The following is a 25886-nucleotide window of genomic DNA, read 5'->3' as shown; positions in this document are numbered from 1 at the left end:
CTCAGGGGGCGGAAGCACAGGGCTGCGCTTCCGGCCGCTGTCCTTGCCGTCGCGTCTTTGGCGATGACGGCCTGTTCGTCCTCCAACACCCCGCCCCCGGCTGCGTCCGCGCCCGCGAGCACCGTCGGCTCGCCGTCGGCCACGTCCGCGCCCCCCAGTGCCGTCAGCTCCCCATCGGCCGCACCCGCGCCGTCCAGCAGCGGCAGCTCCCCGTCGGCCACGCCCTCGCCGAGCGGGAGCGCCCCGTCGACCGGGGCGAGCCGCCCGGCCGGGGAGTGCACGACCGGCCGGCTCTCGGCCGCCCTGACGACTCCCGAACCCGCAGCGGGTTCGATCTACGCGACCCTGGTGTTCACCAACAAATCCAGCGTCCCGTGCACGATGACCGGCTACCCGGGCGTCTCCTACGTGGCGCAGAACGGCGTGCAGTCCGGCAACGCCGCCGTACGTGAGCCGGGGACGATCACCACGGTCACCCTTCAGCCCGGCGGACGGGCGAAAGCCCAACTGCGCGATGCCAACGGCATCAGCGGTTACGACCCGGCGCAGTGCAAGCTCTCTCCCGCCGAGGGCCTCCGGATCTACCCGCCGGATCGGACGGCCGCGCTCTTCGTGCCGTGGAAGACCGAGCACTGCGCGGGCCCGACCGTGCACTCGCTGACCATCGGACCGGTCCGACCAGGCTGACCCGGCGGGCACTCCCGTGCCCGGAGCGGACGGAACCTCAGCGGACGGCCGCGAGGCCGAGGGCGATGTCCACGATCATGTCCTCCTGGCCACCGACCAGGCGGCGCCGGCCGCATTCCATCAGGATGTCGCGCACGTCGACCTCGTACCGCTGTGCGGCCGTCTCCGCGTGCCGCAGGAAGCTGGAGTAGACGCCCGCGTACCCGAGCGTGAGGGTCTCGCGGTCGACCCGGACCGGGCGGTCCTGCAGGGGGGCGGACGATGTCGTCGGCGGCGTCCTGCAGCTGGAAGAGGTCGCAGTGATGCTCGAAGCCGGACAGGTTCGCGACGGCGATGAACGCCTCGATGGGGCAGTTGCCCGCGCCGTGACCGGCGAGCGAGGCGTCGACGCGGCGGACGCCGTTCTCGACGGCGACCACCGAGTTGGCGACGGAGAGCGAGAGGTTCTCGTGGGCGTGGATGCCGATCTCGGTGGCCGGGTCGAGGACGTCGCGGTAGGCGCGCACCCGGGCGGCGACGTCGTTCATCGTCAGCCGGCCGCCGGAGTCGGTGACGTACACGCACCGGGCGCCGTACGACTCCATCAGCTTGGCCTGCCGCGCGAGCTGTTCGGGTTCGGCCATGTGGGAGAGCATCAGGAAGCCCGAGACGTCCATGCCGAGCTCGCGGGCGGCGGCGATGTGCTGCGCGGAGATGTCGGCCTCGGTGCAGTGGGTGGCCACCCGCACCGAGCGGACGCCGAGGTCGTAGGCGTGCTTCAGCTCGTGGACGGTGCCCACACCCGGCAGCAGCAGGGTGGTGAGGCGGGCGCGCTTCAGGACCGAGGCGGCGGCCTCGATCCACTCCCAGTCGGTGTGGGAACCGGGGCCGTAGTTGAGCGAGCCGCCGGCGAGGCCGTCACCGTGGGCGACCTCGATCGCGTCGACGCCGGCCTCGTCCAGGGCCACGACGATGCGTTTGACGTCGTCGGGGGTGATGCGGTGCCGGACGGCGTGCATGCCGTCCCGGGGCGTGACGTCCTGGACGAAGACGGGAGTGCTCGGGGTGGGGGTGCTCACTTCAGGCCTCCTTCGCGGCGGCGATCTTCTCGGCCATCCGCACCGCGGCCGAGGTCATGATGTCGAGGTTTCCGGCGTACGCCGGGAGGTACATGCCCGCGCCCTCGACCTTGAGGAAGACCGAGACCTGGTGGGTCGGCCGCGTGGTGGCGCCTTCCGCCAGGAGCGTCCCGACCGGCTGGTCGGCGGGGATCGCGGTGATCTGGACGTCCTGGACCATCCGGTAGCCGGGGACGTACGCCGAGACCTCGGCGACCATCTTCCGTACCGACTCGGCGATCTGCGCCTTCGCGGTCTCGCCGTCCTCGCCCTCCGGCAGGGTGACCAGGGTGAAGACCGTGTCGCGCATCGTCAGCGGCGGCTCGGCCGGGTTCAGGATGATGATCGCCTTGCCCCGCTCGGCGCCGCCGACCTGCACGATCGCCGAGGAGGTCGTCTCGGTGAACTCGTCGATGTTGGCCCGGGTGCCGGGGCCCGCGGACTTGGCGGCGATCGAGGCGACGATCTCCGCGTACGCCACGGGGACGACCCGGCTGATCGCGGCCACGACCGGGATCGTGGCCTGGCCGCCGCAGGTGACCATGTTGACGTTCGGCGCGTCGAGGTGCTCCTCCAGGTTGACCGCCGGGACGACGTACGGACCGATCGCGGCCGGCGTCAGGTCGATCACGCGGATGCCGAGCGGGCGCAGCCTGGCGTCGTTGTACCTGTGCGCACCGGCGGAGGTGGCGTCGAAGACGATGCCGATCTCGTCGATCCGCGGCGACTTCAGCAGCCCGTCCACGCCCTCGGCGGTGGTCTCGAACCCGAAGCGGGCGGCCCGGGCCAGGCCGTCGGAGGCCGGATCGATGCCGACCATGACCCCCATCTCGAGGTGCTGCGCCGTGCGCATGATCTTGAACATCAGGTCGGTGCCGATGTTGCCCGACCCGATGACGGCGACCTTGGTCTTGCTCATCGTCGATCCATCCTTACGAGGAGAAGGCGACCGACACCGTGCCGAGGCCGGTGACGGTGGCGTGGACGGCGGCGCCCGGCGTCACGGGACGCATCGGGCCGAGGGCGCCGGAGAGGACGACCTGGCCCGCGCGGAGCGGCTCGCCCAGGGCGCGGGCCTGGCGGGCGAGCCAGACGACGGCGTTGACCGGGTCGCCGAGGCAGGCGCCGCCGCTGCCGGTGGAGACGGTCTCTCCGTCGATCGTCATGGTCATCTCGGCCGCGACGGGGTCGAAGTCGGTGAGGGGGACGCGCCGGGTGCCGAGGACGTAGCCGCCGGCCGAGGCGTTGTCGGCGACGGTGTCGCCGAAGCCGATGTCCCAGCCGGCCACCCGGCTGCCGCAGATCTCGATCGCGGCGACGGCGTACGAGACGGCCGCGCGCACCTGGGCGTCGTCGAGCGGCCCCTCGGCGAGGTCGGCCCCCAGGACGAAGGCGATCTCGGCCTCGACCCGCGGCTGGAGGACCGCGTCGAACGGCACGGCCGATCCCTCGGCGTACTCCATGTCGTCGAAGAGGAAGCCGAAGTCGGGCCGGTCGACGCCGAGCTGCTGCTGCACGGCCGGCGAGGTGAGGCCGATCTTCCGGCCGACGACCGTGGCACCGGCCGCGATCCGCTCGGAGGCGAGCCGCTGCTGCACGGCGTAGGCGGCCTCGACGTCGTCACGGCCGATCAGGTCGCGTACGGGGGCGGCGGGGGTGCCGCTGGCGGCGGCCGTACGGAGCCGGGCCGCGGCGGCGACGAACCGGTCAGGGCGGACCGCGATGACACGGGCGCCGTACCGGCGCATCCACGGGAGGACGACCTCGTCCGGGTCGACCAGCTCGTCGGGACCCTGGGTGTGCGAGGTCTTCGGGCGCACCGCGCGGTAGTGCGCCCCGAGCGCGTCCCAGCCCGCCTTCTCCTCGGCCGACAGCAGGGTCGCCGGGTCGACGTCGTCGCCGAGCAGCACGAAGTGGTGGCCGAGGTGCTCGTCCAGGCGGGCCATCCGGCCGGCGGTGTCGCCGGCGATCGGCTGCGGGACCATGCGGCCGACGACGCTGGCGTCACCGGTCTCGCCGCGCATCCAGCCGCCCGCGAGGACCGGGGGAGCGGTGAGCGGCGGCTCGAACGGCGTGACCGTGTTCTCGGGCACCGCGTTCATCGCGGCCTGCTCCTCCTCGGAGACCTCCTGCTTGATCACCCGGCCGAGACCGACCGCGAGGCCGGTGTAGAAGGCGGCACTGGGCCGCCGCTCCGCCTCATAGGTGTCCAGCCAGCTCTCGGGCAGCTCGCCCTTGAGCACCTTCGCCAGCTTCCAGCCCAGGTCATGGGCGTCGCGCATGCCGGTCTGCATGCCCGCGCCGGCCCACGGCGGCATCAGGTGCGCCGCGTCACCGGCCAGGAAGACCCGTCCGCGGCGGAAGGTGTCGGCCATCCGGACGTGGTGCTGGTAGAAGGCGTGCTGGTGGATCTCGACGTCGTCCTCGGAGACGCCGAGCGCCTTGAGCAGAGGCCAGATCTCGGCGCTCGTCGGGTAGTCCGCCGGGGTCTCGTCGGGTTTGAGCGGGATCTCCCACCGGTGGTTGCCCGCGGACAGCGCGATGTCGACGACCGGGCGCTCCCTGTCGGACCAGAAGCTCAGGAAGTCGCGGTCGGGCCACCAGCGCTTGACGTGACAGTCGACGACCACCCAGGTGACGTCGTCGGTGTCGCCGAGCAGTGTGCAGCCGATCCGGCCGCGGGTGGCGCTGCTGCCGCCGTCGGCGCCGATCGCGTACCGCACGCGGGTGGTGCGGGGCGCACCGTCGGCGGTCGAGGCGATCGTGACGCCGTCGGCGTCCTGCTCGATGCCGGTGACCTCGTCGCCGTAGTGGACGGTGACCAGGTCCCCGTACCCCTCCTGGACCGCCGCGCGCAGCTCGGCCTCCATGGTGGGCTGGTAGATGTTGTAGAAGCGCGGGGTACGGCCGAGGGTGGACGGCGGGTGCTCGATCCGCATGATCTCGGTGCGGTCGTACGTCATCCAGCGCAGGGCCCGCTGCGGGTCGATCACCTTGTCGATCCGCTCGTCGATGCCGAGGTCCTGGAAGATCCGCATCGTCCAGTCGTTGACCGTCACGGCACGGGCCCGGGAGTAGATGTCCCGGTCACGTTCGAAGGCGACGGCGGAGATGCCGTGTCGGGCGAGGGTGAGCGCGGCGGTCACACCGGTCGGGCCGTACCCGACAATCGCGACATCCGCGTCGTAATTCATGGTCATGCGCTGGCTCCGGGGGTCAGGCTCGAACGCAGAGGGAAGAAGTATTGGACCGATCGGTCGGTACATTTCGAAGGTGGCAGCGCCCCTCCGCAGCCCGTCAAGAGCTTCCGGCCGAGGATTTCGAGCAGGGGTGAAACCGGCCCCAGGCATGGGCTTCGCCCATCCCTGGCACAGCCTTCGCCTGCCGTCGGCACGGGCTTCGCCCGCCTCGGGGGCGGGCGAAGACGCACGTACGGGCGTCGCCTACACCCCGGAAGGTGGAGATGATCGAGCCGCCCGCGCCGGAAGCACGCACCAATCGCCGCGGCCGCCGGTCACGGCAGGAGATCCTCGACGCGGCCGCCCGCGTGATGTCCGTACGCGGCTACGCGGGAACGTCGATGTCGACGCTCACCAAAGAGACCGGCCTGCCGAAGAGCGCCTTCTACCACCACTTCGAATCCAAGGCCGGGCTGCTCTCGGCCGTCATGGAACAGGGCGCGCACGCCTTCTTCGACGCCATGCGCGAGGCCCACCGGAACCCTCCGAGGGCGGCACCCCCCACGAGCGGCTCCGCTGGTACCTGCGACGTCATGGAGAACGGCGAGGAGTTCCTGCGCCTCCTGCTCGTCCTCGTGATGAGCCGCGAGGCGGCGGAGGCGCCCGAGGCCCTGCAGACCGTGATCGCGGTCCGCGAGGAAGGGCGCGCCTACATGGCCCGCATGATCCGCTCGTCCTTCGAGAGCGCGGGCGAGGAGACCCCCGACAAGATCGCGCAGGCCCTCGCCGCCTTCGGCATGGCCGGCTGCGACGGCGCGTTCGTCGCCCTCCGGTCCGAAGGCGGCAAGCCCGTCGCGGAGCGGATGGACCGGCTGGCCGAGTCCATCGCGGCACTCGGCGAGGCGATCGTCACCAAGGGTTGACGGGACCGCGAGGCGCTCGGGTAGCGGGGGAGGGGCAAGCCCCTGCCCGCCCCCTCGGATCACTGCTCCGTTCCCCCGCCCGGACCCGCTCACTGCGCCGCTCCGTGGTCGCCGCCCTACGCTCGGGACATGCGACGCCGCCAGATGCACATGTCCCGCGAAGCCCAGGACCCCCTGCTCAAGGCACTGCAGCAGCTCCGGGCGGAGCTGAAGGCCACTGCGGAGTTTCCCGCGCACGTACTCGAAGCGGCGGAGACCGCCAAGGCCGAGGTCCGGCTGCCCGAAAAGGACGCCACCGACCTGCCGTTGTTCACGATCGACCCGGCGACCTCGAAGGACCTCGACCAGGCCATGCACCTGGAGCGACGGCCAGGGGGCGGGTACCGCGTGTACTACGCCATCGCCGACGTGGCGGCCTTCGTCAGGGCGGGCAGCCCGTTGGACGCCGAGGCCCACGACCGGATCGAGACGCTGTACTTCCCCGACCTCAAGGCGCCCCTGTACCCGACCTCGATCTCCGAGGGACCGGCCAGCCTGCTTCCGAACCAAATCGTCCCCGCCCTGCTGTGGCAGCACGACCTCGACGCCGACGGCAACGTGACCGCCTCGACCGTGAGCCGGGCGAAGGTCCGCAGCCAGGCCAAGCTCAACTACGCGGCGGTCCAACAGGACATCGAGGCCGGCACGGCCGAGGAGTCCGTCGCCCTGCTGCGCGAGATCGGCAAGCTGCGGGAGGCCGTCGAGGCCGCGCGCGGCGGGATCTCGGTGAACCTGCCGGACCAGGAGGTCACCCTGGAGGACGGATCGTTCCGGCTGAGCTACGTGGCGGCACTGCCCGTGGAGGGCTGGAACGAGCAGATCTCCCTCATGACCGGAATGGCCGCGGCCCGGATCATGCTGGACAGCGGCACCGGGATCCTGCGGACCCAGCAGGAGCAGCCCGACAAGCACGTGGTCCAGCGCGTGCACGACATCGCGAAGCTCCTGGGCATCGACTGGAAGCCCGGCGTCTCGTACGCCGCGCTGGTCAACTCCCTCGATCCGGCGGACCAGAAGCACATGGCCTTCCTCAGCGAGGCGACCGCCATGCTGCTCAAGGCGGAGTACACCACCTTCCGCGACCACCACGTCCCGGACCACACGGTCCACGCGGCGATCGCGGCCCCGTACACCCACTGCACGGCCCCGCTGCGACGACTGGTCGACCGGTACGCCGGCGAGCTGTGCGTCGCCGCGTGCGCCGGCCAGGCCCCGCCGAAGTGGGTGCTCGAAGCGCTGCAGTGCCTGCCGTGCGACATGGCGCGGGGGAAGGGGAAGACGGCGGACCGGCGCGCGGTGGACCTTGTGGAGGCCGCGGTGCTCCAGAACCGGGTGGGTGAGGTCTTCGGCGGCGCGGTCATCAACACCGACGCGGAGGACGGAAGTCCGAAGGAGGGCACGGTGCACCTGGCGGAACCCGCCGTGATGGGCAGGATCACGTCCGGTGCCGACCTCGTGCTGGGCGCGAGCGTCCAGGCCAAGCTCACGCGGGCCGACCCCCTCTTCTCCGGCAAGAACAAGATCCTCTTCAATACGGTGTAGTGACCTGGCGCTGCCCTGCGGGGCCGACGACCTGGTGCGGCATCAGGCCACCGGCACCCAGCACGAGATGGGGGCCCGCGCTCACTTTCCGAGGGCGCGGTAGGCCGCCACTGTCTGCTCCAGCGCCTCTTCGACCGGGGTGGCGACGGCGCCCAGCCGGTCCCGGACGAGGCTGGAGTCGACGACGAAGGGCTCGGCGAACTCGTACTGCATCTCGATCAGTTCGCGCACCGTGCGGTTGACCGCGCCCATCGCGTAGAGCGCGAACGTCGGCATCCGGCGCAGCCGGGCGGCGCCGGGACGGCCGGTGGCGCGGTGTGCCAGGTCGACGAGCTCGCGGGTGGTGCGGGTGTCCGGGTCGTTGGGGAGGTGCCAGATGCGGCCAGGCGCGTCGGGGTGGCGGCCGAGGAGGGCGAGCGCCTCCCCGATGTCGGGGATGAAGGTGTACGTGTGCGGCTGGTCCGGATCGCCGAGGACGGTGGCGGTACGTCCGGCCAGGAGGGCCGGGAAGACCAGGTCGCCGAGGTTGGACTGGGCACCGCCGCGCGGCCCGAAGTAGTCGGACGCGCGACCGATCGCCACCTCCACCCGCCCGGCCTTGTGCGCGGCGAGCAGGTCCTGGGCCATCCGGCCCCGGAGCCGGCCCTTGCGGGTGGTCGCGGCGTCGGGGGTCTGCTCGGTGAACGGGCGGCCCCCGGGCGGCCCGTAGCTGTAGACGTTGTCCATCGAGACCATGCGGGCGCCGGCCGCCTCGGCCGCCGCCAGCACGCCGGCCTGGAGCGCGGGGAACTCCTGCTGCCAGCGGTGGTACGGCGGGGTGAGCGCCTGGTAGACGACGGCCGCGCCGGCGGCGACGGCGGTGGCGAACGCGGGATCGGCCGCGTCGCCGGCGGCGACCTCGACGCCCTCGGGGACGTCCGCGCGGCCGGACCGGTTGACGATCCGGACGGTCTCCCCTCGGCGCACCAGTGCCTCGGCGACGGCCGTGCCCACGGCGCCGGAGCCGAAGATCACGTGACGGGGGGTGGCGGTGTACTTCATGCGTCGACCTCGCGGAGGGAGTCCGAGCCGGTGGTCCGGCCGGGGGTGGTGGCGGGCAGGAGTGCGTGGAGCAGGACGCCGGAGAGGGCGGAGAGGGTGAGGGCGCCGGTGGCGCCGAAGACGGTGAACCGTGCGTCCACCCGGACTCCGGCGAGGGTGGTCACGGTCCAGCCCGCCGCCCACAGGACCGGCATCGCCGACGCCCACAGCCACCGTATCCGGGCGGCGCGCGGCAGGGCGGAAGCCTGGGCCACGCCGAGCAGGGCGCCCTCGACGGCACCCATGAGCGCCAGCGAGCCGAGATCGGTGCGATAGCCGACCAGGGTGGCACCGAGCACGAGCCCGACCCCGCTTCCGGCCGCGGTGGCCGCGGACCAGCGCGGCGGGCTCAGCCGGCCGGAGGAGACGAGCGCCTGCGCGGCGCCGATGACGGCTCCCGTCACGACCCCGCCCACCAGGGCGCTCATCGCGTCGTCGACCGGACCGACCGCCGCGCGGCCGGCGAGTCCGGCGATCGGGAAGGCCAGGAAACCGGCCGTCCACCGGATCCAGGCACCCAGGGCGGGTCGCCTGTGGCCAGGGAAGGGGACGCGCATGGGGGCCACCTCCAATTTCTGTACGCTGTGCAATTAATGTACGCCGTGCAAAAATGACCCGTCAAGGCATGCGGGTCAGGACGGGCGAGGAGGCGTACGGATGGCCAAGGACACATCGCCGGCGAAGCGGGGTCGGAAGCGGGCCGTCGGCGAGGACGAGGTGGTCGCGGCGGCGATCCGCCTGCTCGGCGCCCGGGGGGCCGACGCGGTGAGCATCCGGGGGATCGCCGCCGAGCTGGGACTCGCGCCGAACGCCGTCTACACGTACTTCCCGGACCGCGCCGCCGTGATCGGCGCGGTGGTCGAGCACCTGCTCGGCGAGACAGACCTCGCGGCCCTCACCGCCCGCGACACGCCCTGGCGGGACCGCATCCACACGCTCGCCGGCGACCTGAGGCGCCGCCTGCTCGCCCACCCCGGGGCGGTCAACCTGCTGCTCTCCGGCCCGATGGACGGCCCGAACGCCCTCGCGCTCGGCGAAGCCCTCCTCGCGGTCCTCGCGGACGCGGGCCTCGACCCGACGGAGGCGGCCCGCGCCTCGTACCTGCTGATCGTGCAAGTCCTCGGAGCGATCGCCCTGGAGGCCGCCGAACTCCCCTCACCCGCACCGGCCCCACCGATCGCGGAACGGGTGGCGACCCGCCGGGAGCAGCTCCGCGCCATCCCCGCCGACCGCTTCCCGCGTACGGCCGGGGCGGCGGACACGATCGCGCAGTTCGTCTCCGACGAGCAGTACGCGTGGGGGCTCGACCGGGTCCTCGACGGCATCGAAGGACGGGCGAACAGCTGAAGCTCCCGGCTGCGCGGACGGCTGGTCCGACGGCAGTGAGTACGATCGCCTACGCCGTTCTGGGTACGTGAGCGATTGCCCGCCGCGCGCGGCACGGGAAGGGTCGACGCATGCGCCGACTGATGCTGCTCGCCCCGCTGTTACTGCTCGCCATCGGCTGCGGAGTGCTGCCGTCCTCCGAGGACGAAGCGACGGATGCCGCCCGGGAGGCGGCCAGACGCGCGGGCCAGCGGCTCGACAGCCAGCGTCCGCGCACGGCGGAGGAGGTCGGGCGCTCGGCTTCCGGCATCGACGGAGTGGAGGTGCTGCGCGTGACCGGTACCTCGACGCACGACGGGGACGGCGTCGAAGTGGTCGTCCGTACGTCGGGCTCGGCGTACACCGGAGGGCTCTCCCCTGAGCAGGTCGTCGTGCGGCGCTGTTTCGCGGTGCGGGTGTCGCCCGGGGCGGAATGGGGCGAGGACCCCCGCGACGTGGACTGCCCGGATGGCCCCGCGCTGACCTTTCCCCCGCCACCCCGACCGCCCCGACTGCCGTACGAGGAGCTCGGCGAGACGCTTCCCCGGGTGCCGAAGGGCGGCCGGGCGGACGAGGCCGAGGTGCGCCGGGCGCTCGCCGCCCTGGACCTGGCACCGACGATCCATGCCGAGGTGAAGGCGGACGGCGGTCGAGTCGGCGTCCTCCTCTCGGTGAAGGGCAACGGCTTCGACGCGCAGGACTGCCTGCTTGCCCGCGTGGCCCCCGGCGCCACCGAGGTGTGGGCGCCGCCCCGGATGCAGCGGATGCCCGGAGAGGGCGGCTGCACCGTCGGCAACGCCCTGGACCCGATGCCGCCACCCCACTGAACAAGGTGGCCGCTCTGTCGACTCCACCAGCGGGCGGCCTCGAAGGCCGTGACGGAGCCCACAGTTCCGGTATCGAGGTTCCAGTGCCGTCGAGCGCCTGAGGGAACTCCGGGCGCGCGTGACAGGCGCGCCCTAGCATGGGTTCCTTTGTGAAGGTCCGCTTCTGACGGAACGCCACGTTCGTACGAAAGGACTCCGGTGCCCTCCATACGTACCGCACTCGCCCTCCCCCTCGCCGCCGTCTCCCTGGCCCTGGCGGTCCCGCCCGCCTCGGCGACCGGGACGACCGCCGTCTCCGTCGAGGAGGCCCGGCTCGATCGGGCCGCGCCCCAGGAGATCCTGAGGCGCAGTGGCTTCGCCTCCCTGGCACCGGAGTTCGCCGACTCCCTCGCCGGCGCCGACTCCTTCGCCGCGGCCGAGCGGACCGTCGCCCGGTACGGGACAGGGCTCTGGCGGAGGGCGGTGGACCGGGCGCAGGGCCGCGGGGACGCCGGCGGCGACCTGTCGCGGGACGACGACCGGCCGCTGTACTGGTCGCGACTCGCGCTCACGCGTGAACTCCACGCCTGGCAGCCCCGGTTCACGATCACCGAGGAGGGACGGAACCGGCTGCTCGACCGCCTCGAACGCTCCTCACGAGGCCAGGACTCCATCCGCTACCCGGCCGGGAAGGGCGTGAAGCGGATCCTGCTGACCGGCTTCGACCCGTTCACCCTCGACCGGGACACCCGTATCGGCAACCCCTCCGGGGCCACCGCCCTCGCACTGGACGGCACCTGGCTGCGCACCTCCGACGGATCCCTCGCCCGGGTCGAGACGGCCGTCTTCCCCGTCCGCTGGCAGGACTTCGCCGACGGCACGGTCGAGCGGACCCTGCGCCCGCACCTGCCGGAGGTGGACCTCTTCACCACGGTGAGCCAGGGCCGCCCCGGCCGGTTCGACGTCGAGCGGACCAACGGCGCCTGGCGCGGAGGCTTCCCCGACAACGAGAACGTGTCCCGTACGGAGACCGTGCCGGTCGCCGATCCGGTCACGCAGCCGCAGTGGACGTCGACGACGCTCCCGTACGCGGCGATCACGGCCGCCTCCACCGGCCGTTTCCCGGTGTACGACAACACGTCGGTGACCGAGCTGCCGGCCGGTGCCGACACTCCTGTGGTCCGCCCCGGCGGGCCGACGCCCGGTTCCGTGGCCCGGGCAGGCGGCGGCGGGAACTATCTGTCCAACGAGGTCGCCTACCGGGCCACCCTGCTGCGCGACCGCCTCGGCCTCACGCGGCTGCCGGGCGGGCATGTCCACACACCCGTCCTCGAGTTCGGCGCGGGCAACACCGACCCGGCCACGGGCACGATCACGGATGCGGAGTTCGTACGGAACCGGCTCGCCATCATCGCCCAGGTGCGGGCCATCCTCGCCGTGGCCGCCGGTTCCCGGTAATCCTTCGCGCGGCGCGTGCCGGACGTGGAACGGGCGGCTCTGCGGAGGGCCACGGCACCGGGGCACTCCAGGCGGGCTTCCCTCCCTTGGTAACACTTGTTACCATCCGGGCATGGGTAAGACACAGCTGGGCGCGCGCGTCGACGACGACATCGCGGAACTGGCCAGGGCCCGGGCCAAGGACCGGGGTCTCAGCCTGGGCGACTACATCGCCTCACTCGTGCGGGACGACGCGGACGGCATGCGCCGGCGTGGCCTGGACGCGGCACGCCGCTTTCTGGACGACCACCAGGCCCTCTTCGACGAGGCGGAAGACACGGCCCAGCGCACTGCGGGGGCTCGGGCCGCTTGATGGAGCTCCACATCGACGTCCCCTGGATCCTCCAGGTCGCCGAGCTCGCGGGTGCTGATGACCCGGCGCCCGAAGACTACGGAGTACCGGTGGCGGCCGTCGCCTGCCACAGCGCCGAAATCCTGGACCAGCCCGTCTACGACGGCCCCTACGCCCGCGCCGCTGCCCTCGTCCACGTCCTCGGGCGCTGCCGCTGGCTCGATCGCTCCAACATGGCCGTGGCAGCGGCGACGGGCGTCATGTACCTGGAGGCTTCCGGTGTCCCGGTCAAGCCCACCAGGGAGGACGCGATCGCCCTGCGCGACCTCCTGCGCGACCCCACCTGCAGCGCAGCGGCGATCGCCGCGCTCCTGCGTACCTGGTCACAGCGAGGCTGAGCCCATCAGACGGACGAGGCCGCTGCCTGCCGCAGCGGCTACGGCGCCTCCTCCGCGGGCTCTTCCACACACATGTTGCCGTCCTCGTCGAGGGGCAGGTGGAGGGCGCTGGGGGCGTGGTTGTTGATGTCGGACGGGCGTGGCCCTTCGGGTCCGTCGGGGCCCCAGCGCAGCAGGCGGCGGGTGCGGGCGATCCGGTAGACCGTGCCGAGGGCCTCGACCTCGTCGAGTCGTTCCGCACGGAGCCGGTTCGCCGCCTCGGCGAGTACGGCCAGCTCCGCGGCCGCGGGGTCGGTGCCCTCGGCGACGACGGTGCGTGCGTCGGCGTGCAGGTGGATGTCTTCCGTGACGTCCCAGGGGATCAGGCCGCGCTCGCGCGGTCTCCACCAGACCAGGGAGAAGTCCAGTGCCTTGCGCACGTCGTGGGGAGTGGCGTGCAGGCCGCTCCCAGGTGTCCAGTTCTCGCTGCCGGACCGCTCCGCGACCCTGAAGACCGCGGGCATGAGCAGGACGTCGGGGTGGCTCTCCACGGCCCGCGCGGAGTCGCGCAGCACGGAGTCGGGGAACCTGGCCCCGCTGTAGACCAGCGACCGCAGCGCGAGACGCTCCGCGGCCTGGACGGGGGAGAGGGGCGCATCGGGGTCCAGAACCAGGGCGTCGTCGATCTTCGGGCCACGAGCGCCGCGGCTCCAGTCGGGGGCGGGCGGTTCGGGGTCCGTGGGCCGCGGCATCTCGATGTCGCCGTGGACGTCCATGCCCGTGTACTCCTCGGCCCTGACCACCCGGTAACGGGTGTCGAGCACGGACAGTTCGTCGACGCATTCACTCTCCAGCCGCGCCACCGCCTTCAGCAACGCACGTCGCTCGTCTCTGTCCTTGGCCTCGTCCCTGGCCCGGAACCACAGCATGGAGTTCAGAGCGTCGCGGGCCTGCTGCGGACAGCCGTGGGCGACCTCGACGACCACGCGCCACCGCCGCCCGCCGTCCCCGCACGGCGAGGCCACCCCGAACAACGGACCTCGTACGGCCAGAGTGCTGCTGCGCACCGCCGCATCCCGGGCATCGGCCTCCACAGCGGCCTCCACCGGCTCCACCGGAACCCTCACGGCCACCGGCCACTCGCCGGGCCCCGCGCTCTCTTGGCTCATGCCTCCATCCTGGCGCCGCCCGCGTGCCCGCATCACGGTTTCCCCGCATCGTCCCCCGAACGCGGTGCCCCGAGCCGAAGGCAGCGCAGCTTTCACCGACCAGGGGGCCCGGCTCGTCCATGGCGGCCCGCAGACCCGCGTGCCCCGGGGATCCCGCACCAGGTGGGGCGTCCCCGTACGCCGGGATTGGACCAGTCGGGTTGACCCCGGCCGGACCCGTGCCACAGGGCCCGGCCCTCTGACCCGCCCCGTTTACGGTGGTGCTCCTCGGCCGCTGCGGAGGTGGGCGCTGGATGGATCCGATCGTGATGGCCGCGGGAACCGCGCTGGTGTCCGCCATGGCCACCAACGCGTGGGCGGAGGCCAGGGACGCGGTCGTCGCCCTGTGGCGCCGCGTGCACCCGGAACGGGCCGAACAGGTCGGCGCGGACCTCGAAGCGGTCCGGGCCGACGTGCTGGAGGCGCGCCGGACCGGTGACGACGCGGCCGAGGAGGCGCTGGCCGGCACCTGGAGGACCGAACTGCAACGGCTGGTCCGCGCGGACCCGTCGCTGGCGGCCGACGTGCGGCGGCTGCTGGACGAGCGGCTCGCCCCGGCGCTGCCCCGGGAGGAGCGGACGCGGATCGGGAAGCTGGTGATGAAGGCCGAGGCGTCCGGGCACGCACGCGTGTACCAGGCGGGCCGGGACCAGCACATCACCGGGCAGGACTGATCCCCCGGTGGCGAGCGATCCCGAGGACGGCGAGCCGGGCCTCCACGCCTGGGGCGCCGACCGCAGCCGGATCTTCCAGGCGGCCCGCGACCAGTACGTCGCCGAGCGGGACCTGCACGTGCACTACGAGGACGGTGTACGTCGGACCCGGCGGACCGTCCGGGGCGGGGGCGCTGGGGACGGCGGGCAGTGCCCGTACCCGGGACTCGCGGCCTTCGGCGCCGAACAGGCGCGCTGGTTCTTCGGCCGGGACCGGCCGATCGCACAGCTGCTGATCCAGGTCGACCGGCGCCTGTTCACCGGCGGACCCCTCGTGGTGTCGGCCCCCTCCGGGGCAGGCAAGTCCTCCCTCCTGCGGGCCGGCCTGTTGCCGGCGATCCGGCGGGGAGCGCTGCCCGCCGCGGGCTCGGCCGACTGGCCGCAGGTGCTGATCACCCCCACCGCACAGCCGATGGCCGCACTGGCCGCGGGCCTGGAGGAGAGCACGGGGCTGAGCCTGCGGGAGGCCGAGGCCGCCGCGAGCTCCGCGGCGGGATCGACACGGCTCCGCGCGGCGCTGGGCGGGGCCGGTACGGGGCAGCGGCGGCTGGTGGTGGTCGTCGACCAACTGGAGGAGCTCTTCACCCTGGGCGCCGGCGAGCGCGAGCAGCACGCGTTCCTCGACCTGCTCGCCGCACTGGCGGAGGTCGGGCCCGGCGGACAGGACCCCGACGCCGTGGTCGTGTACGGGCTGCGCTCCGACTTCCACTCCGCCTGCGCCGGTTTCCCGCAGCTGCGCGACGCCCTGCGCCACGGTCAGCTGCTTCTCGGGCCCATGACGAGGGACGAACTACGGGAGGCGATCCGGTTTCCGGCCCGGGACGTGGGCCTGGAGGTGGAGCCCGGACTCGTCGAGCTCCTGCTGCGCGATCTCGGGGCCGACGGGTACGGCGCGGACTCGGGGGAGGGCACGGGCCGCCGAGGAGACCCGGACACTTCAGGAGCCCCGAAGGCGGAAACCGGTCAGCACGAGTCGACCGCAGCGACGCAGCTGTCCGAGGCCTCCGAGGCCGGCGCCTACGAGGTCGGGCGGCTGCCGTATCTGGCCCACGCCCTGCGCGCCACGTGGCAGCAGCGGCACGGGCACACCCTGACCGTCGACGGGTACAGGGCCACCGGCGGTATCCACCAGGCCATCGCGACCACCGCCGAGCAACTCTTCGGATCCCTCGACCCCAAGGAGCAACAGGCCGCCCGCACACTCTTCCTGCGCCTGGTGAGGGTCGGCGAGGGGACCCAGGACACCCGCCGCCGGCTGCCCCGTACCGCCCTGGAAGACATCGGCCCGGCCCCCGACACCGTCACCACGGTCGTCGATGCCTACACCCGAGGGCGCCTGCTGACGCAGCGGCAGGACACCGTCGAGATCACGCACGAGGCCCTGCTGCGCGCCTGGCCCCGCCTGCGCCGGTGGATCGACGCGGACCGGACCGGCCTGCTGATCCGGCAGCAACTCGAACAGGCCGCCGCCGAGTGGGCCGGCGCCGACCGCGATCCCGGCCTGCTCTACCGCGGCATCCGCCTCCAGGCGGCCCGCGAATGGGCCGACCGTCCGGGCGACGCCGACCGCCCGAGCCCCGCCGCGGCCGCGTTCCTGACCGCGTCCACCCGCGGCGCGCGGCGCTCCGCGCGCGTCCGGCACATGGTGATCGCCGGCCTGACAGCGCTGGTCGTCATCGCCTCCGCGGCCGCCGTCGTCGCCCTGCAGCAGCGTTCCACCGCCCGGGACCAGCAGCGGGTCGCGACCGTACGGCAGCTCGTCGCCCAGGCCGACGCGGCCCTGGAGACCGACCCCCGCACCGCGCTGCGCCTCGGCATCGCCGCCCACCGGCTCCACCCCGACGCGGAGACCTACGCGGCGCTGCAGAGGGAGCTCACCACGACGGCGTACGCCGGCCGCCTCGTCGGTCCGGACAGCGAGGTGGACTCGGTGGCGTACGCCCCCAGTGGCCGGTACCTCGCGGCCGCCTTCGCACGGGGCGGCGTGATGATCTGGGACATGCAGGACCCGGTGCGCCCCCACCAGTTGGGGGAACGTCTCACGATTCCGGGAGCCGACGGCGCCGCCGCGGTGGCGTTCTCGGCGGACGACCGCAGGCTGGTGGCGGCCGATCACGGCGGCGCCGCCGCGGTCTGGGACCTGGCCGACCCACGGCATCCCCGCCGGACCGGTGCCGTACCAGCCGCTGACGGCGACAGGCGGACGAACGCGTGGCTGTCGCCGGACGGCACCGTGCTCGTCCGGTCGAGCGAGGCGGCACCGGGGCTTCAGCTGTGGGACCTGACCGATCCCGCCCGGCCCCGCCCGTACGGGGAGCCGGTCGACGACCGTGCCGCACCGGTCGACAAGGTCGCCTTCTCCCGGGACGGCACGGTGATGGCCACGGCCGCCCGGACCACCAAGGAGTATCCGGTGACCCTTTGGGACATCCGACGACGCCAGGATCCCCGGCCGCTCGGCCGGCTCGCTCCCGCCCTGCCCGAATCGGTCTCCTCGCTCGCGTTGTCCGCCGACGGCAGGACGCTGGCACTCGGGGGCCTCTACGGCATCGGCATGTGGAACGTCGGCGATCCGGCCCGTCCGCGTCCGGCCGGCGAACTCACGCGGTTCCTGCTCGACGGCAGGGCGGTCTTCGCACCCCGGGGAGCCACCCTGGCCACCATCGGAAGCCGGGACACCGGGCTGCAACTGTGGGACGTCCGCGACATCGACCACCCGCAACGGATCGACAGACTGACGGCCGGCCAGGACGACAGAGCCATGGCCTTCGCACCCGACGGCCGAGGAGCCGCGAGCGGGAGCGGCGACGGCGTGATCACGCTGTGGAACCTCGAACGCACCGGTCACCCGCGGGCCTTCGGCCCCCCGTTCGTCGACTCCACCGGGAGTTACCAGACCGGCACCGGGTTCCGGTTCATCGACGCCCTGGCCCTGTCGGGGGACGGCACGATGCTCGCGACCGGCGCCCGGGACGGCGCCGTCGCCCTGTGGGAGACCGGCGATCCGGCTCGTCCCCGTCGGCTCGCCGCCCTCACCGGGCACACCGGCCGTGAAGTGCGCGCCGTCGCCTTCGCCCCCGACGGCCGGACGCTGGCCACGGCGGACTTCGAGGGGACCGTCATCCTGTGGGACCTGACCGATCGCGCCCGGCCCCGCCGCCTGGCGCCCTCGCTCACCGGCTTGGCACCGGGCGTGGAGTCCCTGGTGTTCTCGGGCGACGGGAGGACCCTCGTGGTGAGCGGCGCACTGGGCGCCACCTTCTGGGACCTGCGGGACACGGGCAGGCCGCGCCTCCGGGCGAAGGCGCTCGACCGTCAGAACGTGCTCAACGTCTGGCGGGTCCACGACGACCACGTCCTGGCCCTCGTGGCCGGGTCGGGGGCCGCCTCGTCGACGCGCAGCCCCCTCCCCGAACCGACCGTCACCGTCTCGGACAGCGAAGGCGTGTTCCTGCAGAACGCCTCGGCGGATCCGAGCGCCACCGACGCGTTCGGCGACCCGGGCGATCCGAACGGCGCCCGGCTGTGGGACGTCACCGATCCCAGCCGTCCGCGTCAGCTCGGGCAGGCGCTCCTGGGCCACGAGCACGAGGTGGGCGGGGCGGTGATGTCCCCGGCGGGAGACCTCCTGGTCACCAGCGACTTCCAGGGGACCGCCATCCTCTGGAACCTCAAGGACCGGACTCACGCCCAGCGCCTGGGCGAACCTCTGACTCCGCACAACGGCGACCACGTACTCTCCATGGCCCTCACCCCGTCCGCCGACATCATGGCGACTGCCGGAGCCGACGGAAACGTCCTCCTGTGGGACCTCGGCGACCGGACCCGGCCCCGGCAGCTCGGAACGGCCCTGGCGAAGAACCTGGACGGCGCCCAAGAGGTCGCGTTCTCCACCGACGGAGAGCTCCTCGCGACCGCGGGCAGCCGCGGCGACGTCGTCCTCTGGGACCTGAGACCCACCTACGACGTACGTGACCACCTCGACCGGACGGCCTGTCTGGTCGCCGGCGGTGGGCTGGAGTCCGACGAATGGGCCCGCTATCTGTCCACCCCCGGCTACCGGAACACCTGCCCCAACTGACGCCCACGATCCTCAGGCGCGGGCCTCACCGCCCACAGGACCGTTGTCACAGGCGGCCGTTACCTTGCAGCTCAGCACGTGAGCGAGCGGGAGCGGGGAGCGGCAATGGTGGTCGAGGTGGGGTACGCGCAGGGTTGGGACCCGGAGGCCCGCATGCCCTGGCAGCCGATATCGGTGGGGGAGGCGCGTGAGCGGGACGCCGCCGGGCTTCCGTACGCGGTGGTGTACCGGGCGGCGGGCCGGGAGGCTCCGCTGGAGGTCCGGCTCGTCTCCTGGCGAGACCACTACGTCGGGCTGTGGGTCTACGACGCTCAGGGCCGGCGTACGTACGAGCTGGACATGCGGCTGCTGGACGACCCGGCGCGGCTGCTGCGCCGGCACACGGTCGGCTGGACCTATACCGGTCCGGAGACGGCGGAATTCGACGAGGCGTGTCCGCGCATCACCGTGGAGCTCTTCCCGGACGGGAGGGGCCGGCGGACGGAGGAGCCCCAGGGCAAGGGCGGGGGCTCGTACGGCACCGTGCCCAGCGTCCGCGACGACGAGCGCTGGATGGACCGGCCTGTCTTCGGGGAGTGGCCGCTGCTCTCGGCCCAGGTCCACGGGCTCACAGAACAGCCGGTCTTCGAGATCGCCGAGGCGGCCGACGACCGTAGCGGTCCCGCGCCGGCCACCTGCTGGCGTCCGCCCCGCCCCGCACAGCCCGGGCCGATCACCGAACTGTTCCGGCCCGGCGTGCGCGTGACCGATGGGCACCACCCCGAGATGACGGTCGTGGAGCCGCGCCGGATCGGAACCCTGCGTGTGCCCAGCGGGCTGCTGGCGGTCTCCGGACCGGACGGCGACGACGGCGACGGGCCGCACATCACGGTCCCCGTCCCGCCGGGAGAGTACGGACTGGAGGAGGCACAGGCCCGCTACGCCTATCACTGCGAGTGGGAGAGGAGCCAGGTCACGCGCACGGACACGCTGGCCGTCCGCGTCCTCGTCAGCGACGTCCCCGCCGCGACCTGGGAGATGGCTCTCCGACCCGACGACGACCCACGCCTGCTCCGGGAGAACGAGATCTTCGGCTTCTCCACCGACGGAGCCACGGGCTGCTTCGCCGACGCCGGGGCCTGGGAGCCGCTCCTCGCCCTCTTCGAGAAAGGACTGATCGAGGGAGACCCGGACCTGGACCCGGGCGTGTACGAGGACCTCGACGACTCCATGTACCTGCTGCGCACCCGGGACCGGGTTTCCGGCGGCGAGCTCGTGGCCTTCGCGACGACAGGGGACGGCACCCATCCCGTCTGGGTCGGCCGCTCCGAGGCCGGCGAGGTGGTCGGAGTCGCGGTGCTGGTGGAGGGGATGCCCGAACTGCTGCCGGAAAGCGGCACGGCCGCCGATGCCTGACGTGACGTACGCCGGATCCCGGGACTCCGCGGAGGTCTCGTCAGGCGGGGTGGGAGGTGTGCCTGCCAACCGCTGGGACCCGGCGACTTCGACGGGGTGGCATCAAGCGTCGCCGCCGTTCAGCTCCACTCCCAGCGCAGGGACCGGAAGCCGGGCCCCGGGTTCTCGAAGACGGCGTGCACCCGGCCGGCGGCACTGATCCACACCGGTTCCCCGGTCACCGGCTCCCCGGTGACCGCGGTGCTGAAGCAGGACCGGCAACGTACAGGCACGGCGTCCGGGTGAAAGGCGACCTCCAGGGTGTAGAGGAGGGCGGGGGCGGGGAACCCCCGCCCGCACTCCTCGGCACGGCGCCCGTTCTCGGGGAACCGCAAGGTGTACTCGATCAGCGTGGTCCCGCCCTCGGACAGCGTGCGGTCCAGGAACAGTTCGGCGACCACCAACGGCACGCTGCGATCCGAGCGCAGCCGCCCGAGGCGGGCGTTGCGCACGTCGGCGAACTCGGGCAGCGCTCTGTCGGGGTCTTCGCCGCGGAGGACCACCACACAGCGATCCACACCGTCTCGGGTTGCCTTCAGCGTCAGACGGGTGGTCAGCCGAGTTCCGGCGCCCTGCGCGTCGAGCGCGTAGCTGTCGTGGGCGGCGACGCGCAGCAGGCCGTCGTCCGTGCTGCCCAGCTCGGCCAGCAGCTCGGGGAGGCTGACGAACTCCCGCCACAGGTGCGCGGTCTCCAGTACTTCGGAGTCCCGGTTGACCCAGCGGCCGCGAGGGCGGCGCGGGCCGAGCAGCGAGACCAGGCCGTCGGTGGGGACTCCCAACAGCTCTTCCAGGAGCCGGACGGCCTGCCGGGACCGGGGTCGTTCGGGGCGGCTGCGGCCGCGTCGCCAGTAGCTGAGCGTGGTGACGCTGACCTCGACGCCGCGCTCGGCGAGCCGGTGCCGGATGCGTTCGAGGCTGAGCCCGCTGGCCCGCACGGCGCAGTCCAGGGCGGCCTCGAAGGGGCCGGTGCGGAGCAGATCGAGGAGATCCGCTGCGTGTTCTCGCTGTTGCACGGTCTGCAGCTCCAGTAGCGGTGGGACCTGGGCCGACTGCCCGACCGTGCTGAGCCACTGGTGTCCACCAGTCTCTCGCCTCCTGCACCTGCGTCGCGTGCCTGGGGATGGGGGGCACGGTCTGCGGCAGCGCCCTCGTGGGGGGATGAATCGGCGACAGGCTAGCCACGGTCAGGCCGGATATCGACGAGACGTTAGACACTCTGTGAACAGTTTTGACCAAAGCTCAGGGTGCGGCTGAGCCGTGGCCGAGGAAGATCCGGTCACCGGCCTCTTCACAACGCCCGCAATTAAACAGAGTTGGCGCCCGTTGACCCGGGTTCCCGACCACGGCCACGATCCCGGCCCATGAAGAGAACTGTTCTCGCCGCATCGATCTCGCTGACCGTCAGCGGCCTGCTGATAGCCGGCATGGGATCCCCCGCCGTCGCCGCCGACGCCGCTCGGCCCCACCCGCCCAAGGCCGACAAGACCCAGGCCGTCCAGGACGCTCGCGACTCGATCGCCGCCCACCCCGCAGCGGTTCGCGCGAGCTCGGACGACACCTTCAAGTCCGCCTCGGTCCTGGTCGACAGGGACGGCACCCGGCACGTGCACATGACGCGTGAATACCGCGGCCTGCCCGTCCTGGGCGGCGACGTCATCGTGCACTCCGCACCCAGCGGGGCGTTCCGCGAGAGCACGCTGACCCTCAAGAAGAGCCTCTCCCTTCCGGTGACCCCCAAGGTCAGCGCCAAGCGCGCCGAGACCCTGGCGCAGCAGAAGTTCCAGGGCAAGCGCGCCAAGACCACCAGCAAGCTGGTGGTGGACGCGCTCTCCGGCACCCCGCGGCTGGCGTGGCAGGTGACCGTCGACGGCATCGCCCCGGACCAGTCGCCCAGCCACTTCAACGTGCTGGTGGACGCCGTGACCGGCAAGGTCGGGCAGACGTGGAACGCCTTCCACACCGCCGAGGGCACCGGCCACGGCTACCAGGTGGGCGACGTCCCGCTGACCACCACCGCCATCTCCGGCGGCTACCAGCTCAAGGACGCCACCCGCGGCAACGGGGAGACCCGGGACGCGCAGAACCTGACCGCCACCAACGACAGCCCGCCGGCCGGCTGGGGCAAGGCCTTCACCGACACCGACAACGTGTGGGGCAACGGAACGCTCAGCGACCGCGCCACCGTCGCGGCCGACGCCCACTTCGGCATCCAGGCGACCTGGGACTACTACAAGAACGTGCACGGCCGCAGCGGCATCAAGAACGACGGCGTCGGCGCCCGCTCCTTCGTGCACTACGGCAACAACTACGCCAACGCCGGCTGGGACGACACCAGCTTCAGCATGATCTACGGCGACGGCGCCCCCGGCGACAAGCCGTTCACCGAACTCGACGTCGCCGGCCACGAGATGAGCCACGGCGTCACCTCCGCCACCGCCGGACTGAACTACTTCGGTGACGCGGGAGGCCTGAACGAGGCGACCAGCGACATCTTCGGCACCCTGGTGGAGTTCAACGCCAACAGCGCGGCGGACACGCCCGACTACCTCATCGGCGAGAAGATCAGCTCCACGCCGCTGCGGTACATGGACGACCCGAAGAAGGACGGCGTCTCGCAGAGCTGCTGGACCACCAACACCAAGAACCTCGACCCGCACTACTCCTCCGGAGTGGGCAACCACTTCTTCTACCTGCTGGCGGTCGGCTCCGGTTCCTCCCAGTGGGGCAACAGCCCGACCTGCGACGGCGGAACGGTCACCGGCGTCGGCAACGACGCCGCGGGCAAGATCTGGTACCGCGCGCTCACCACGTACATGACCTCGGGCACCACCTACCCCGAGGCCCGTACCGCGAGCATCAAGGCCGCGATCGACCTGTACGGCGCGAGCAGCAGCCAGTGCGCCGCGGTGGAGAAGGCCTGGAGCGGCGTGGCCGTCGTCCCGACCTCCACCACCTGCGGCGGCGGCACCACGCCCCCGCCGAGCGGCTCCAACCTGCTCGCCAACCCGGGCTTCGAGTCCGGCGCGGTCAACTGGACCTCCAGCTCCGGCGTGATCACCAACGACACCGGCGCCACCGCGCACTCGGGCTCGTACTACGCCTGGCTGGACGGGTACGGCAGCGCGCACACCGACACCCTGTCCCAGACGGTGACCATCCCGGCCACCGCCACGGCGCCCACGCTCGGCTTCTTCCTGTCGATCGACACCAAGGAGTCGGGCACCACGGCGTACGACACGCTGAAGGCCCAGGTCGTCAACGGCACCAGCACCACCACCCTGGCGACGTACTCCAACGCCACGCCGAGCGGCTACACCCAGCGCACCCTTGACCTGTCGGCGTTCAAGGGCAAGACGGTCACGATCAAGTTCACGGGCACCGAGGACTCGTCGCTGGCCACCAGCTTCCTGATCGACGACACCGCGGTCACCACCGGCTGAGCCTCCCCACAGGCCCCGCAGGTGCAGCCGGTGGGCCCGGCCGGTTCTCACCGGCCGGGCCCACCGTGCGTTTCGACACCGCTCGGTGGGCGGGCATCCCGACCCCGGCAGAGTGTGCCCGCGACAGGGTGACACCACGAACCGTTCCCCGGCGGACCCACGGCTTCCAGCAGCGCGGTGACAGTCTCGTCGTCCATGGGCGCGATGCTGTTTCGAGCCGTGCCTCCTGTTCCGTTGGGCACGTGGGGCCGCACGGGTTCCTACTGCGACGTGAGTGGGGGCAGCGGTTCGCGGGTGGTGTGCCAGGCGGGCGGGAGAGCGGTGGTGCCCGTGCGAGCGGCGATCACTCCACCGGCGATGGCGCAGGTGGTGTCGATGTCGCCGCGCCCGGCGACGGTGGTCCACAGGCCCTCATGGAGGTCGTCGAGGTGCCCGGCCGCGCACCACAGGGCGTACGGGGCGGTGTCGGGTCCGGACATCCGGTAGCCGGATCCCAGGACCTCCGCGGCATGCCGGACCGAGGTGCGTGCCGGCATCCGGGCCGCGATCCGCAGTCCCGATCGGACGTCGCTGTCGGGGAGGCGCGCGGCGATGGCGTGGAGGAAGTCCGGACGTGCCGGCGCGGGCCCGCCGCGGCTGCGCGCTGCCAGTGCCGCGGCGAGGGCTACGGCCACCGCCGCGGCGACCGCTTCCGGGTGGTGGTGCGACACCGCGCTCTGGCGGGCGGCCTGATCGGCGACGGCGTCGAGGTCGGCGGCGTGCCAGGCACCGAGCGGGGCGACGCGCATGGCCGCGCCGTTGCCCCAGGAGCCCTGGCCGCCGAACTGCCCGGCGACCACTTCCCGCCAGGGCTCGCCCGCGCCGATCCGGCGCAGTACGTCGTGCATGGAGGCCCCGTAGCCGCGGTGGGTGTCGTCGGCGTAGGCCTCGGCGAGGTGCAGGGCGAGGCGGTCCTGGTCGACGGCACCACTGCCCTGGCTGAGTTCCCGGACAAGGACGAGCGCCTGGGCGGTGTCGTCGCTCCACCGCCACAGCGGCCCCGGGGGCAGGGTCCGTGCCTCCAGGGCCGCGGTGCCTTCGCGGCGCAGGATGCCGAACCAGCGGTCGCCGAAGGCATCACCGAAGGCGAGCCCGGACAGCGAGTCCAGCACGGCGGTAGGCAGGTCGATCATCGGAGCAGTATCACAAGGCGACGGCGTCCCGGGCACTCCGATTTCGGCACTGCGTGGACGTGCTCAGTCAGCGCAGCCCGATGGGTGCCGCCCTCAGCGGTTGACCGTTGAGCTCCTCGCAGCCGTTTTCGTCCCACCAAAGCCGGCCTCGGGCGGTGAGGTAGGGATGCAGCCCGCGCACGTCACCGCCTTCGTGAAGCGCATGGGCGACTGCGTGGAGAAGGCTCGCGAGATCAGGCCAGGAATCGGTGAAGTCGCCCCCACCGCTGTGGCCTGCCCAGCCGATGCGGCCCGTGTCCAGGCCGGGACGCTGGTCGATCACCTGTGCCCCGCCATCGGCGCTCTCGGCCCAGGGGGCCCAGAGAGGGTGCCACCAGGGCTCGTCGTCCCAGGGATGACGCGTCAGACCGTCGTTCTCCGCCGCGACGTCCATGCAGGTCTGCCGATGATCGACGATGCCGCTCACCGCGAGCGGTGACTGCTCCGGCAGGAAGGACGCCCAGGCGCTCACCCCGTTGTGGCACTGCAGAGACTCCACAAGGTCACCTGGCAGCGGGATGCCGAGAATCTGCTCCGCCTGCTGGATGTCGTCCCGTGGCGCAGGTGGATTGAGCAGGGCGAAATCTGACGGCACGTGGGTCGCCAGCCAGGCGTCGATCCGGCGCCAGGATTCCGACGGGGGCAAGATCTGCTGTGCCATGAAGCCGTCCTGCCCCACGTCTGTGACGAGACGGGTCGGGCCCCGTCTGCGGTGGAGGGCCGCCTTCGCCAGCGGCAACCCCGACAGGCGGCGCGCCACGTGCGGCACCCCTCACTCACTCGGACGGGCAACCTGGCGGACTGCTCGAAGCGCGACGCAGCAGGACAGCAGCGGGATCAAGGTGATGCCTCAGACGGGGGCGCTCCGACTCCGGGACGGAGGGGCCCGTGCACGGTTACGGGCCGGTGGGGATG

Annotated in this window: 20 protein-coding genes and 2 pseudogenes; 12 read left to right on the top strand and 10 right to left on the bottom strand. The window is 72.5% G+C overall.

Annotated features, from left to right (window positions below):
• Window positions 1-63 precede the first annotated feature (63 nt).
• Complete coding sequence (locus tag GGE06_RS23525) at window positions 64-687, top strand: DUF4232 domain-containing protein (RefSeq protein ID WP_184931635.1); 624 nt, start codon at window positions 64-66, stop codon at window positions 685-687.
• Between the two features lie 37 nt (window positions 688-724).
• On the opposite strand, the pseudogene dmpG reads toward GGE06_RS23525, so the two are convergent.
• The 4 genes and pseudogenes from dmpG to GGE06_RS42715 all read right to left on the bottom strand — a co-directional run.
• A pseudogene (gene dmpG / locus GGE06_RS23520) lies at window positions 725-1685 on the bottom strand (4-hydroxy-2-oxovalerate aldolase).
• 61 nt (window positions 1686-1746) lie between these two features.
• On the bottom strand, window positions 1747-2703 hold the full coding sequence (locus GGE06_RS23515) for an acetaldehyde dehydrogenase (acetylating) (RefSeq protein WP_184931634.1): 957 nt from the start codon (window positions 2701-2703) through the stop codon (window positions 1747-1749).
• Window positions 2704-2716: 13 nt separating this feature from the next.
• On the bottom strand, window positions 2717-3769 hold the full coding sequence (locus tag GGE06_RS42720) for a 2-keto-4-pentenoate hydratase (RefSeq protein ID WP_512701025.1): 1053 nt from the start codon (window positions 3767-3769) through the stop codon (window positions 2717-2719).
• 204 nt (window positions 3770-3973) lie between these two features.
• Window positions 3974-4978: pseudogene (locus GGE06_RS42715) on the bottom strand (FAD-dependent monooxygenase); the annotation flags it as partial.
• Between the two features lie 269 nt (window positions 4979-5247).
• On the opposite strand from GGE06_RS42715, the gene GGE06_RS23505 reads away from it, so the two are divergent.
• A complete protein-coding gene (locus tag GGE06_RS23505) occupies window positions 5248-5886 on the top strand; it encodes a TetR/AcrR family transcriptional regulator (RefSeq protein ID WP_184931633.1) in 639 nt (212 codons plus the stop codon).
• A gap of 129 nt (window positions 5887-6015) precedes the next feature.
• Window positions 6016-7467 carry an RNB domain-containing ribonuclease gene (locus GGE06_RS23500; protein ID WP_116164724.1) on the top strand — a complete coding sequence of 484 codons (1452 nt, stop codon included), beginning with the start codon at window positions 6016-6018 and terminating at the stop codon, window positions 7465-7467.
• Window positions 7468-7548: 81 nt separating this feature from the next.
• On the opposite strand, the gene GGE06_RS23495 is transcribed toward GGE06_RS23500, so the two are convergent.
• Both GGE06_RS23495 and GGE06_RS23490 read right to left on the bottom strand, forming a co-directional pair.
• Window positions 7549-8508 carry an NAD-dependent epimerase/dehydratase family protein gene (locus tag GGE06_RS23495; RefSeq protein ID WP_184931632.1) on the bottom strand — a complete coding sequence of 320 codons (960 nt, stop codon included), beginning with the start codon at window positions 8506-8508 and terminating at the stop codon, window positions 7549-7551.
• The gene (locus GGE06_RS23490) at window positions 8505-9104 is read right to left on the bottom strand and encodes a hypothetical protein (RefSeq protein ID WP_116164728.1); all 600 of its coding nucleotides are present in this window, start codon (window positions 9102-9104) and stop codon (window positions 8505-8507) included. The genes GGE06_RS23495 and GGE06_RS23490 overlap by 4 nt, the downstream gene beginning before the upstream one ends.
• Window positions 9105-9204: 100 nt before the next feature.
• On the opposite strand from GGE06_RS23490, the gene GGE06_RS23485 reads away from it, so the two are divergent.
• From GGE06_RS23485 to GGE06_RS23465, 5 genes are all read left to right on the top strand, one after another.
• On the top strand, window positions 9205-9894 hold the full coding sequence (locus GGE06_RS23485; RefSeq protein ID WP_116164730.1) for a TetR/AcrR family transcriptional regulator: 690 nt from the start codon (window positions 9205-9207) through the stop codon (window positions 9892-9894).
• Window positions 9895-10004: 110 nt separating this feature from the next.
• Window positions 10005-10739, top strand: coding sequence for a translation initiation factor IF-2 (locus GGE06_RS23480; protein WP_116164732.1), 735 nt, complete (start codon window positions 10005-10007; stop codon window positions 10737-10739).
• A 198-nt stretch (window positions 10740-10937) separates the two neighbouring features.
• Entirely contained in the window at window positions 10938-12176 is a 1239-nt protein-coding gene (locus GGE06_RS23475) for a pyroglutamyl-peptidase I (RefSeq protein ID WP_184931631.1), read from the top strand.
• Between the two features lie 112 nt (window positions 12177-12288).
• Complete coding sequence (locus tag GGE06_RS23470) at window positions 12289-12528, top strand: hypothetical protein (RefSeq protein WP_116164736.1); 240 nt, start codon at window positions 12289-12291, stop codon at window positions 12526-12528.
• Window positions 12528-12905, top strand: coding sequence for a fic family toxin-antitoxin system, toxin component (locus GGE06_RS23465; protein WP_116164738.1), 378 nt, complete (start codon window positions 12528-12530; stop codon window positions 12903-12905). Before GGE06_RS23470 ends, GGE06_RS23465 begins: the two co-directional genes overlap by 1 nt.
• Before the next feature lie 38 nt (window positions 12906-12943).
• Here GGE06_RS23465 and GGE06_RS23460 read toward each other — a convergent pair whose 3' ends face one another.
• The gene (locus tag GGE06_RS23460; RefSeq protein WP_221518479.1) at window positions 12944-14053 is read right to left on the bottom strand and encodes a DUF5954 family protein; all 1110 of its coding nucleotides are present in this window, start codon (window positions 14051-14053) and stop codon (window positions 12944-12946) included.
• Window positions 14054-14346: 293 nt separating this feature from the next.
• Between GGE06_RS23460 and GGE06_RS23455 the strand changes: the two genes are divergently transcribed.
• The 3 genes from GGE06_RS23455 to GGE06_RS23445 all read left to right on the top strand — a co-directional run bounded on the left by GGE06_RS23455 (window position 14347) and on the right by GGE06_RS23445 (window position 20281).
• Window positions 14347-14766: a hypothetical protein gene (locus GGE06_RS23455; protein WP_116164742.1), complete on the top strand. Its 420-nt coding sequence runs from the start codon at window positions 14347-14349 to the stop codon at window positions 14764-14766.
• Between the two features lie 7 nt (window positions 14767-14773).
• Window positions 14774-18886, top strand: a complete 4113-nt coding sequence (locus GGE06_RS23450) for an AAA family ATPase (RefSeq protein WP_184931630.1) — start codon at window positions 14774-14776, stop codon at window positions 18884-18886.
• A gap of 105 nt (window positions 18887-18991) precedes the next feature.
• Window positions 18992-20281 (top strand): DUF4241 domain-containing protein, encoded by a 1290-nt coding sequence (locus tag GGE06_RS23445; protein WP_184931629.1) that lies wholly within the window; start codon window positions 18992-18994, stop codon window positions 20279-20281.
• 119 nt (window positions 20282-20400) lie between these two features.
• On the opposite strand, the gene GGE06_RS23440 is transcribed toward GGE06_RS23445, so the two are convergent.
• Entirely contained in the window at window positions 20401-21333 is a 933-nt protein-coding gene (locus tag GGE06_RS23440) for a hypothetical protein (protein ID WP_116164748.1), read from the bottom strand.
• Between the two features lie 348 nt (window positions 21334-21681).
• Here GGE06_RS23440 and GGE06_RS23435 point away from each other — a divergent pair, with 348 nt between their 5' ends.
• The gene (locus GGE06_RS23435) at window positions 21682-23760 is read left to right on the top strand and encodes a M4 family metallopeptidase (RefSeq protein ID WP_116164750.1); all 2079 of its coding nucleotides are present in this window, start codon (window positions 21682-21684) and stop codon (window positions 23758-23760) included.
• A 260-nt stretch (window positions 23761-24020) separates the two neighbouring features.
• On the opposite strand, the gene GGE06_RS23430 is transcribed toward GGE06_RS23435, so the two are convergent.
• Window positions 24021-24932 carry an ADP-ribosylglycohydrolase family protein gene (locus GGE06_RS23430; protein ID WP_184931628.1) on the bottom strand — a complete coding sequence of 304 codons (912 nt, stop codon included), beginning with the start codon at window positions 24930-24932 and terminating at the stop codon, window positions 24021-24023.
• A gap of 67 nt (window positions 24933-24999) precedes the next feature.
• A complete protein-coding gene (locus GGE06_RS23425; RefSeq protein WP_184931627.1) occupies window positions 25000-25632 on the bottom strand; it encodes an SMI1/KNR4 family protein in 633 nt (210 codons plus the stop codon).
• Window positions 25633-25886 lie beyond the last annotated feature (254 nt).

The organism is Streptomyces nymphaeiformis, assembly GCF_014203895.1.
GTDB classification, from domain to species: Bacteria; Actinomycetota; Actinomycetes; order Streptomycetales; family Streptomycetaceae; genus Streptomyces; species Streptomyces nymphaeiformis.
The sequence above is the reverse complement of the archived record's forward strand: the minus strand, read 5'-3'. Positions and strand labels throughout refer to the sequence as shown.